Origin of the sequence: Neochlamydia sp. AcF65 (genome assembly GCF_018342435.1) — a bacterium.
GTDB lineage: Bacteria > Chlamydiota > Chlamydiia > Chlamydiales > Parachlamydiaceae > Neochlamydia.
Genome location: NZ_JAEMUE010000038.1, coordinates 18,464 through 30,834 on the forward strand (window position 1 = coordinate 18,464; position 12,371 = coordinate 30,834).

The 12,371-nt window shown below is 36.8% G+C and carries 5 protein-coding genes; 4 read left to right on the forward strand and 1 reads right to left on the reverse strand.

Features of this window, described 5'->3' with window-relative positions; translation table 11 throughout:
* Nucleotides 1–416 precede the first annotated feature (416 nt).
* The 4 genes from NEOC65_RS03955 to NEOC65_RS03970 all read left to right on the forward strand — a co-directional run bounded on the left by NEOC65_RS03955 (nt 417) and on the right by NEOC65_RS03970 (nt 7,915).
* A complete protein-coding gene (locus NEOC65_RS03955; RefSeq protein WP_213155777.1) occupies nt 417–2,996 on the forward strand; it encodes a hypothetical protein in 2,580 nt (859 codons plus the stop codon).
* 239 nt (nt 2,997–3,235) lie between these two features.
* Nucleotides 3,236–5,917, forward strand: coding sequence for a magnesium-translocating P-type ATPase (mgtA, locus tag NEOC65_RS03960; RefSeq protein ID WP_213155779.1), 2,682 nt, complete (start codon nt 3,236–3,238; stop codon nt 5,915–5,917).
* 533 nt (nt 5,918–6,450) lie between these two features.
* Nucleotides 6,451–6,687, forward strand: a complete 237-nt coding sequence (locus NEOC65_RS03965; protein WP_347566666.1) for a transposase — start codon at nt 6,451–6,453, stop codon at nt 6,685–6,687.
* 454 nt (nt 6,688–7,141) lie between these two features.
* The gene (locus NEOC65_RS03970) at nt 7,142–7,915 is read left to right on the forward strand and encodes a DUF4116 domain-containing protein (RefSeq protein WP_166158199.1); all 774 of its coding nucleotides are present in this window, start codon (nt 7,142–7,144) and stop codon (nt 7,913–7,915) included.
* A 595-nt stretch (nt 7,916–8,510) separates the two neighbouring features.
* On the opposite strand, the gene smc is transcribed toward NEOC65_RS03970, so the two are convergent.
* Complete coding sequence (gene smc, locus NEOC65_RS03975) at nt 8,511–12,062, reverse strand: chromosome segregation protein SMC (protein ID WP_166158202.1); 3,552 nt, start codon at nt 12,060–12,062, stop codon at nt 8,511–8,513.
* Nucleotides 12,063–12,371 lie beyond the last annotated feature (309 nt).

Sequence of the window (12,371 nt, forward strand, 5' to 3'; positions counted from 1 at the left end):
TCCATTGAACCGCCTTTCAGGCATGGTAAAAAGCAGAATGGCAATTTATGCAAGAAAAAAATTAAGAATTCCATTGCAGTTATTTCCTCTAACTTGCCCGCAAAAATACCTCTTAATGGATAAAAGTCGGTTTATTTAACACGCCTACATTGTTTTTCATATAATTTTCGCTTATTTCTATAGAGCAGGAAAAGGGCCAATTTTAAGCCATTTACAAGTAGGAAAGTATACAAGTTGAGTGATAAGCTTTTAGAAGAGGGAATAAATAGACTTCTAATTTAAGCTACTAACTAAAGGCTTTCCCTTAAAAAGGCCTTAATTATAATAATTTGTTGGTATGGTTTGCATTTTATCTGGTTATTTAAGCCCTATCTTTATATAATAAAGTCAATTTTCTTTAATTAGTGAGAAAAACTATGACACCTGCCAATGCTTTTAAAACATCCCCCTCTAGAAAATCTGAGAAAATGGAGGATTTAGATGGTGTGACGCTCGACTTAAAGGATCAAGGCTCACCGTCCATTGTAAGAAAAGATTCAGCGGGCAGATCTTACACCATCTACACTGAAAATATTTACCATTCTAGTTATGCTTGGCGAGTAAAAAAGGGCTTAATAGCCTTGGCTGCTACCATTTTTTCTGGCGGATTAGCCTTGATATCAAAAAGTATAAGAAAGCTTTGGAACGAATGTATAAGCGGCATCGAAACTAAGCAGATTAAAGTTTTGACCAGGTTAAATTCAACCGATGAGAAAACCAAAAATATAGGCAGTAACGAATTTTCTTCCCAGACTCTACCTGAGCAAAGGCTTTCTTCAGTTAAAAAAGAGGAGATAAATCCTTTTCCCCCTTTTTCTTCTCAAACCTCTTACTCTTTAGAAAAGGAAAAGCTTCCCTCTCTATCTACTCCACAAACTCTACTTAAGAGAAGTACCTCAACACCTAAGTCTGCTCTTTTACCTCAAAGCCAATCTCTACTTTTTCAACTCTTTTTTCCTTCTGCTGAGGAAATTGAAAGCTTAAATACAAAAGTGATCCCCTCTATTCTTACCTTAGAGCCAAAAGAGGCACAGCTAAATCAGCCAGGTAATCTTTTTACAGAAAGGCATGATCACTATCATAATCGGATAAAGAGTGTCATGCAGCAACCGTTGCATACATGGCTCGAAAGAGAAGAACATGAAAGGCGACAAATTACAGGCTTACAAAAAGAGAGCTTGCTTAGTTTTCAGAAGCGTATTGAGGATAGGTTTAATCAGCTTAATCAATCTTTTCAGTTGCTACCTCGTTTTCAACGATTAGCAAAAAATCCTTTGCTCAAGGAGCTGAAAATTAAAGACCTCGAAGCTGCATGGGAGGAGTCAGCTCTTAAAATTTTTCTGCTAGATGAAGAAGAAGTGTCTAGCATGAGTATGGACGCTATCAACAAATTATCTACCAGGCAGGCAAAGTTTTTAGGTCAGCAAGCCACGATGTTAAAAAAGCAAAAGCTTGGCCTAGCTATTAATTCCGTTGAGACTTTAAAAAAATTGACTTTGAGAGATTTACGCCAAGTAAATATAAGTTCTCTTGAGCTTTTGGTAAAGCATTTATCAAGCAATTTAATTGAATGCTTAACTGAAGAGCAAAAGTTAGGCCTTCATATCGATCTTTTAAGTGCTAAGCAGTTTAGACTTATTTACAAAAATGAAAGAAGAATTAAAACTTTATCTGCTAACGCTATATTGGTTGGCTTAAATAAGGGCTTATTTGATGGAAAAATTAGTAGGCTAATCTCTTCTGCGCAAGTGAGAAATATAGACTTTACGCAAGTGAATCTCGATGAGCAAGAGCATAATCAAATGATCCTCAATACGATCATCGATACAATTATCAAGAAAGATAAGAACTTACAAAGCCTTCAGCAGGCTAGCCTTTTATACTTATTGCCTTTCCTCAACCCTGTTTATCTTTATTATTTAACACCCGAGCAAATTCAAGCGATAGACTTTAAAAATGAGAAAATTACACAGGAGATGGTCAGCGGGATAATAGGATGGAAGGGATGGCAGCGAATAAATTTACCCAGCCAACTTCATTTTTTTACACCTCAGCAAATTATCAACTGTTTACAAAGAAATTTATTCAATTCTGCAGCTTTACCCTCTATCTTAGGAAAGCAAGTAGAACTCTTAGATTTTACGCAATTGGATTTATATCAACCTAAGCAGGATCCCCTTATTTTTGAATGCCTTAATACAATTGTAGGTAGTCTCACTAGGCAAGACTCTAGTTTAAAAAGCCTCCAAGAATCCAGCTTTTTATACTTATTGCCTTTTTTAAACCCCATTTATCTTAATTATTTGACTCAGCAACAGGTCCAGCGGATTGATTTTAAAGAAAAAAACATCACACAAGCTATGGTGGATGGAATCTTAGGAGAACTTCTACCAAATAAAAGAAAAAACACCCTAGAGTTTTTTGAACCCCAGCAAATCATCGACTGCCTACGAAGAGATTTGCTCAGCCCTAAAGCTGCACGTCTACTTTCTGCAGAAAAAATTAAGCAGATAGATTTCACCAAGATTGAGCTTCTTACGCTTTCTCCTGCTAGTAAGGCTGCTATCAATGTTTTTATGCATACCCTTATTGTAAAAGATAAGAGTCTGCAAAACCTTGCGAAAAGTAGCCTTTTATATTTATTGCCGATTATCCCACTTTCCTTACTTAATTATCTTAGCCGTGAGCAAATCCAAGCGATTGATTTTAAAAAAGAGAGCATAACTCCAGAAATGTTAAAAGGAATTTTAGGAGCCGATTACACATCTAAGCCTATAAAAACTTTAGAGTTCTTTATGCCAGCACAAATTATAGACTGTTTAAAAAGAGATCTATTGGATATGCAATCAGCTTTCTCTTTAACTCCTCAAAAAATTGCTCAAATAAATTTAAAAGAAATTGAACCTAAAACCGAAGTTATCCTAGCTCTTATTCGCCGCCATTCACCTAGAAGCTAAAAAGGCTTAAAGTTTACCTAATAAGCTACCAATGGTTAGAATGGAAGATGGTTTCTAAGTCTTAATATTGTTTCCTAAGATTAAAAAACATTTTTGCAATAAGGCTAGCAAGAGAGTTTAACTAAAAATTAGACACGCTTTTTGAATTTTTTAGATAAGCAGTCTGGCCCGCTTAAGTACCTGCAAGTTCCTCTATTTTACTTAAAAACTTCAGCTTTCTTTAATAATAGGGACCCTAGATGAGAAAATTTTTTAGCAGTAAAGTTTCTTTTCCTCTAGCTTCCAAATTCTTTTTACGTTCCCCTATCCTCCCTGAAGAGAGTAGGCAAACTTTTTCTCTTTTAACCCCCTTTTTAAACATATCTTCTACAGAAGCCTTGCTAAAATTAAATACAACTCTTAAGGGATTAACCACACCTGACGCGGAAGCTAGGCTTGAGAAATATGGCCTAAATGAAATTAAAGGCGATAAGCAAGCTAATAGCTACTTTTTACTGCTAAAAAATTTTATTAATCCTTTTATCGCTTTGTTAGTATTGCTGGCAGGTATTTCTTTATTTTTAAATAATATAGACGCCGCCATTATTATTTCTGTGATGGTAGCTATCAGCGTGATGATAAGATTTTTCCAAGAGTGGCAATCGAAAAAGACAGCAGAGAGGCTTAAGGCCATGGTAAGTACCCAAGCGACAGTGCTGCGGCGCCAAGGCTCTAATGATGAACCGCAACAGCAAGAGATAGATATTAAGCTTTTAGTACCCGGAGATATTATCCATCTATCAGCGGGAGATATGGTACCCGCAGATGTGAGGTTACTCTCTGCCAAAGAATTATATGTGAGTCAATCAGCTCTATCAGGAGAATCTTTACCCGCCGAAAAAGAAGCTATTTCTCATCCTGCTAGGAATCCAGTAAATTTATGGGAAATGCCCCATGTTTGCTTCATGGGCACTCATGTTTTCAATGGAACTGCCCTAGCAGTTGTCCTAACAACGGGAGATCATACCTATCTTGGTGGAATGGCAAAAAGCATCACCCACTATCGTCCCCTAACCGCTTTTGATAGAGAAATTAGTAAGGTCAGTTGGCTGCTCATCCAGCTAATGTGCATAGCAGTCCCCATAGTTTTTTTGTTGAATGGATTTATTAAAGGAGATTGGCTGGAGTCCTTACTTTTTGCGTTATCAGTAGCCGTAGGTCTAACACCTGAAATGCTTCCTATGATTGTCACTGTTAATCTTGCTAAAGGCGCTGTAAGCATGTCTCATCAGCAGGTAATCGTCAAGCAGTTAAATGCCATCCAAAATTTTGGAGCTATGAATATCCTTTGTACAGATAAAACTGGCACACTTACTCAAGATAAAGTCATTCTAGAAAGGCATTTAGATATCGAGGGAAATGATAATCAAGAAGTGTTGCTCTTTGGTTATTTAAACAGTTTTTATCAAACCGGTCTAAGGAATCTTCTGGATAAAGCTATTTTAGAACATAGCGAAATAGAAAAAACTTTAAATTTACAAAATACTTATAGGAAAATAGATGAAATTCCTTTTGATTTCGTGCGTAAAAGAATGTCTGTTATCGTGGGGAATAATGCCCAGAAACATCTTTTAATCTGCAAAGGGGCTTTTGAAGAAGTCTTAAGTCTATGTAGTGGGGTCAAAATAAGAGGCTCTACTCTTACTTTGTCTCTTTCTCTCAAAGATAAAATAAATAGCTTAGCAAAGGAACTTTATCAAGAGGGCATGCGTATTTTAGCTGTGGCTTACAAATGTATAGAGCCTACTGAAAGCAAGGAATATACGGAAAAGGATGAAAAGGAGATGGTGCTCCTCGGTTTATTAACTTTTCTTGATCCTCCTAAATCAACAGCAGCAGAAGCCATCACTCAATTACGCCGCCAAAATGTTCAGGTTAAAATTTTAACTGGAGATAATGAGTGGGTCACCCATCGAATTTGTCAATGGGTCCATCTTAAAATTGAAAATGCACTTACGGGCCATGAACTTGAAAAAATGAGCGATAAAGAACTTTCAAATGCAGTGGACCACACCACGCTCTTTACTAAATTAACGCCTCTTCAAAAATCTAGAGTAATTGCCTCATTAAAATCTAATGGCCATACGGTAGGATATTTAGGAGATGGAATTAATGATGCTCCTGCCCTTTGCGAAGCTGATGTAGGGATTTCTGTTGATACAGCTGTTGATATTGCTAAAGAATCAGCTGATATCATCATGCTAGAGAAAAGTTTGCTTTTTTTAAACGCTGGGGTGGTTGAAGGACGTAAAACCTTTGGTAACATTCTCAAATACCTAAAGATGGCCCTAAGCGCAAATTTTGGAAATGTGTTTAGCATTCTAGGAGCTAGTGCTTTGTTTCCTTTTCTACCCATGTTACCTATTCAATTATTAATTCAAAATCTTTTGTATGAGATTTCACAAGCTACCATACCGTGGGACCATGTGGATCAAGAGTTTTTAGCCTATCCTCATCGGTGGGAACCTAGAGGTATAGCTAAATTCATGATGGTGGTAGGGCCTATAAGTTCAATTTTTGACTATATAACTTTTGCCGTTATGTGGTTCATTTTTGCTGCCAATACGCCTGAGAAACAATCTATATTCCAAACGGGCTGGTTTATAGAAGGATTACTTTCCCAGACATTAATCGTGCACATGATTCGAACTCCCAAGATTCCTTTTATTCAAAGCATGGCCTCATGGCCGCTTACATTAACAACATGGGTAACTATAGCTATAGGAATTTACCTTCCTTATTCATTTATAGGAGCAAGTATTGGATTGGCACCTTTGCCCTGGAGCTATTTTCCTTGGCTATTAATCATTTTATTAGGATATTGCCTTTTAACCCAGCTAGTAAAAGTTTGGTTTATAAAAAAGTTTGGACGTTGGCTATAAAAGCTTTCCAGTGTGCTATGGGAAAACTATTAGCTTAATAGTTTGCTAATCACGCTTTAAGACAATAGCGTTTATTTATTGATGAGATTTGAAAAATTTAAGTCTCTGAAACTATCCCGATAATATTGAAAAATATAAATTTATGATGCAAGCTTTTCTTTTTTAGAAAGGAGAAGACGTATGCCAGGAAGATTTGAAGGACTTACAGATACTCAATAGAAAATCTTACAATCGCTTTTGCCGCCGAATCCTCCAAAAAATTTAAGGGGAAAGCCGCATACTCCCTGGAGAAAGATTTGTAATAGTTTATTTTGAATTTTGATTACCGGTTCGCGTTGGTGTGATCTTCCTAAAAGACCGAATTGGGGATCAAGATCTGCTACTCATCGGTGACTAGGTAAATGGCAAGAAGATGGAACTTTAGATAGCTTGCTATCGGCCTTAAAGGAATGCGCAGATGTGACGGGAATGATTAATTGGGAAAAACTAGCCATTGATGGTTTTTTTTAGGGAGAAAGGGAGGCGATGAGCTAATAGGCTATGGTTACAAGGGTAAAGGCATGACTACCCATCTTCTGGTAGACGGCAATGGCAGTCCATTAAGCTTTGAAGTAACCAGTGCTAAAGGAGATGAAAGGAAACAGGTGGAAAAGCTGATTGATCCGCATCAAGGTAAGCTGCAAAGACTCTATGAATTCCATCCAATCATACCTATTTTAAGAGCTGATAAAGGCTACGACTCTGAGGAACTTAGAGATAATACCTTTTAAAGAAACTACGTCTGCATAGCCAAAAAAAACTAACCTTTTTCCAAGCTGCTTCTCTCCGTAAAGATAAGCTTTTTATTAAGTGTATGACTACATAAAGAGTTGCTCAAAAGCGTATAAGTTGCTAATAAGAAAGATATACCCATTTATACCTAGGCGCAGAATGGGGGCTATCAAGAAAGCTGAGGTAGTTGTCTGCCAGCTTAAGAAATGGAGATGGCAAGTTGAAAGAGCAATATCTTGGCAACAACGGAAGTTTAGAAAAATCTTGGAAAGGATTGTTAAATTTTAGTCCTATAATGTTCTGGATAGGTCGATTATCGGGATAGGCTCAGAAAAACAATTTTATATAATTTTCATGTAAGTTAAACTGCTTATATCTTAAACTACTTTATTGATTTTAAATAGGATTATTTTTAAATTGTAATTTATAAGATTTGATAAATAAAGGATTACCATGCGAACAAATTTTTTATCTAATACCTGCCGATTCATCGTTAATAAGAGCGACTACTTGCCTTTTGTTAGCACTGTAACTAATTTAGTCTATATCTTTCAAAAAGCTGTTATTTTACCTATCAAGCAAAAAGAGAGTATGCCTAAAAGCTCTTACTATAGCCATCTTAGCCTAAAAAGCTTTAGTCGCTGTATAATCTTGTTGCTCCCTGTATTAGGAAATATAATAGTTGGGATTTATGATTTTGCTCATAGAAAAAATTACAATAAAAACGCTGGGATAGAACCAATCAAGCATGATGATGGCACATCTGCCCCTGCCAATCTACCGCTTGATAACGATATAAAAATAGATCCTACCACTGAGGAGCAAAACGGTTCGGATCTTGAGTATACTAACGAGGCACCGATGAACTCTAACAACATGTTTGAGGAAGTATATTATCGAGTGTTTTATGCAAAGGTTCGGAAAGATGGTTTGATCCTTAAGTATGCTGCCCCCAAGCTTTGCAATAATAAAGAACTTGTTCTTGCCGCTGTACAACAAAATGGGCTGGCATTTAAGTATGCTAGCCAAGAACTTCAAAACGATAGAGAGGTTGTGCTTACCGCTGTACAGCAAAATGGTCTGGCGCTTAAGTATGCTAGCCAAGAACTTCAAAACGATAGAGAGGTGGTACTTACCGCTGTTCAACAAGATGCTTCAGCCGTTCAGTATGCTAGCCAAGAGCTTCAAAATGATCCAATAATTATTGCTCTAGCTACAAGCGAATAAACTTACAAAAAGCTAAAGTCATCGCTTAAGTGCGAAATCTCTTCCTAAAAAATCCTCTTTAATAACCAGGAGAGGAAAAAATTTATTGTAAACAATGCCGGGAGTTTAGCCATTTGAACCAGATCGAAAGCAAAGACATCCCTAAGCTAAAAGTTTATTGGCTATTAGCATACAAAGCCTTTATAAAATAAAAAGATTTTGCCTCTCCCTTTTATATCCCGTGACCGCTTACTATTTATAGATATCTACTTAAGAGCAACTAGAGGGGAATTTTTTCTTTCTTACTAAGAGATAGCTTCGTGTAAGCTTTTTGTTCGCTTGAGACAAGCCAAGGGAATTACTAAAGGGATAAATACTTATACGCTTTAAAAAACTTAATCTACATATTCAACCATCCGCGAGATGTCTTTCTGCTTAGCGAAAGGGATTTTATATAGTAGGGGGATAGATAAGGAGTAGTTCAAAAGCGTATTATTATAAAAAGAGAAAAACAAATTTTCTTTTATTAAATTTTTTAATAAAATTAACATTTTTATTTAAAAAACCTCTCTCTTTTAAGAAATTTGAATTATTATTCTTTTTCTCACCATCTTTTCTATAAAGTTGAGGCAGAGACAGAGTGGTTGGAAAATTCGAGGGAGAGAAGTTTAGATATTCCGCGTTCTTGCATCGAGACACCAAAGAGCACATCGGCAATCGACATTGTAATTTTATTATGGGTAATGATGATAAATTGGCATTTTTCTAAGAAGTGTTTTACGACATTGACGAATCTTTCCACATTTGTATCATCTAAGGGAGCATCAATTTCATCTAAAATGCAAAAAGGCGCAGGCTTAACTTCAAAGATAGCAAATAATAAAGCTAGGGCTGTGAGGCATTTCTCACCTCCAGACAACAAGTTAATCGAACGCATCTGCTTGCCGGGGGGCTGCGCAATAATTTCTATACCCGCTTCGAGAATATCGTCTGTTTCTGTAAATTGAAGATCAGCTTCTCCTCCATTAAATAAAATTTTAAAGTTTTTCTTAAAGTTATGGCAAATCAACTCAAAAGTTTCCTTAAAAATCTTTCTACTTTCTCCTTCCAAGTGAGCAATGATTTGTATAAGCTCTTGTTTAGATCCGTTCAAATCATCAATCTGTTGATTCAAAAATTCATAACGAGCTTTATGTTGATCAAATTCATGAATAGATGTCATATTGATATCACCTGCAGACTCAATCGTTTGGCGTAAAGCACGAATTTTCTTCTCTCCTTGCTCCATACTTTTTTCTAAAGGAAGATTTAAAGCTTTAACTTCATGAATGGTTATTTGATAACGCTGCTGCAGCTCATTCTCTAGTGATTGGCGGGAAGATTCTATATGAGCTAACTGGATGGCCGTTTGATGGAGCTCATTTTCTAGCTGTTTTAGCTCATGGTAATGCCGAGATAATTGCTCATCCATTCCAGCAAGAGTTAATTTTTTTTCTGCAGCTATTTGCTCTTTTTCTGCAAGCAAGTTTACTAATTCTTTCAAATTTCCTTCCGTTTTCTCTAACATGGAATCAAATTCTTGTACACTTTGCTTGAGCTGAATTTTTACTTGCTGTCCATTTTCAATCTCTTCTAACAAATGCTCTTCATGTTGCTGGCTCTCCACATCCTTGACCTCTAATACATTTAAGGCATGTACAAGCTTGCGATTTTCTTCGGCTATCTCCTGGAGAATAGCTTCTTTTTCTTGCATCTCATGACGGGCGCTTTTTAGAAGATGTAATCTTTTCTCCACTTCATCCTGAAGGGAGGTCGCTAATTTTTGCTCAATTTCTAAGGTTGCTTTGGCATCATGATATTTTAACTGAAGTTCGCTAAGAAGGCTTAAGATTTGCTCGCTAACTAGCTCAAGAGCTTTATTTTCAGCCTCAAGCTGCTTAACTTCATTTAACGCTTTTTCTAGATCTGCTTGCGTTCGTTGTAAAGCAAAGTTTACTTCTACCAGCTTCATTTCCTCTCGGCGAATACCTTTATCCAGCTCATTTCTTTCTAATTGAAGTTGGGTTTGCCTTTCTTTTAATTTTTTCAATCTCGCCTGAAGATTATCTATTTGCAGCTCTTTTTCCTCTACGCTTTTATGTAAAACTTTAAGTTCAGCTTCACGTAGAAAAACATTATTTTCCCCTTGAGAAAGCGAGAAAAAGACACGATGCCTATCGATATAAGAACCGTCTATTATCCAAATGCTAGCTCCAGGGAAATTTTCAGAAAGCTCTTCAGCCTGCTCGAATGTTTCAACTATAAAACAGTCCTTCAAAAGTTGCTTTAAGCCTACCGGAGACGCAACAAGATGGGCTAACTCTTTAGCTTTAGAAGAGGGAGGGGATAGCTCGAGGGGCGATGCGGTCAGGCGATCAAGGCAGATTAAAGAAAAGTCTTTTAGCTTATTTGCGGCTGCATATTCCATTACCTCTTTAAGATGCTGAGGTGTATGGACCACTAAAGTCTGCGCATAAGGCTTCATGATCTGGGCTAAAGCCTTTTCAGCTCCCTCTTGGGGAGTTAGATATTCATATAAGCCATAAATCTTATTGTATAAAGGGCTTTTAACATTGGATGATTCTTGCAAAAGGCGTTTACTGCTAGCCGTAAAGCCTTCTTTATCCTCGCGCAATCTTAAAAGAACATTCTGGCGTGCTTTATCTTCAGCTAGCTCACTTTGAAAGTTTATATAATTAGATTGGAGGCCATTGATTTCAGCACTCAATAACTGGATCTGCTGCTCTTGCTCATTCAAAATTTCTCTTTGGCTATCTACAATTTCAACCACTTCTTCCACAATTTTCTTCTTCTCGATAACTTGAAATTGCAACTCTTTAATTAGCTCGTTTAAGCGTTCTTGACGGTTTAGTAAATATTCTCGGCGTTCTTGATGATTCTCTAATCGTACATTGTTTTGCTTAAGATTACTTTCTATCTCACTTTCGGCTTGTACAAATTTTATCAGCTTATGCTGAGCCTGCTGATATTGCTCGCGCACGGCAGATAACTCATTTTCCATACTTTTAACTTTATCGCGTTGCTCTTGCGAAGCTGTTAACATCTGTTGCAAGCACTCTTCCCTCTCTTGCTGCTGCTTCTGTATGTTAACTTTTTCAGCTAGCCGCATCTGCCGTTTTTCTAACATATTTTCCAGTTCGTGCTGCCAGCGCTTCTCTTTTGCAACCGTTTCTTTTAAACGCTCTTGATAGGAAAGCTTTTCACGTCTCTTGATCTCTTTTTCACTCTGAGTTTGATAAAGCTTTTCTTGCTGCTTACGTAGATCCAATTCGCTCTCTTCTTGAATAGCTTTGGCTGCTTGTAATTCTTTTTTCATCTCTTCTATCGTCATTAGCATTTCTGCATGCAATAACCTCTGCTTTTCTTCTTTTTTAAATATCTCTTGGCATCTATGTTGTAAGTTTTCATATTTAATAACAAAAATGCCTTTTTCCAAGATTTCTAATTGTTGCTTATGCTCTTTAAAAAGGCGCGCTTTTTCAGCTTGCTGCTCTAAAACAATGATTTGCTTTTCAACTTCTAAATGAATATCCTTAACTCGCATCAGGTTCTGATCCGATTGCTCCAACTTGCGCAAAGCTTCGCGTTTACGTTGCAAAAAACGAAGAATTCCTGAAGCTTCTTCAAAAATGTAGCGCCTTTCTAAAGGAGTATAGTTAATAACCTGATCAATTTTCCCTTGCTCAAAGATAGAATAAGCATCTTTACCCATACCTGAATCAAGCAAAAGGCTATGTATGTCTTTAAGGCGTACTTGATGGCCATTGATAAAGTACTCAGATTCCCCGCTGCGATGAAGGCGTCGCATAACAGCTACTTCGGTATATTCAATGGGTAAAGTTTTATCAGTGTTATCCAATACTATAGCCACTTCGGCAAAATTAAGAGCTTTACGTGTAGAGGTACCAGCAAAAATAACATCATTCATCTTATGGCCACGCATAGACTTAGCAGATTGCTCACCCAATACCCATCGAAAAGCGTCGGCAATGTTAGATTTTCCACAACCATTGGGGCCTACAATAGCTGTAATCCCTTCGTTAAATTCAAGAGTAGTGCTTTCTGCAAATGACTTAAATCCGAAAAGTTTTATCTTTTTTAATTGCATACTCCAACCTTTACTTTAACTAATAATTGCCTTCTAGGATATAGAATGAGAGATTCTGTTTCAATATAGAATAGGCCTAGCAGCAAGCTATCTTAGAAAGCGGTTTGTTCTTTTAAATAGAACAAAGGAAAGCTTTCTCCTAGAGAAAATGGGTTAAGCTCTATCGAACAGAAGAGGGTCTCTATAAAAAAACAAGCAAAGAGCATAAAAAACTTTATTTCTTCTTTAAAAGAGTTTAAAAAGAAAATTCTTGGGATAGCTTGAAAAAAGATGGGGTTTTCTGCTAAAGCTAAATTTTCTTAAAAAATC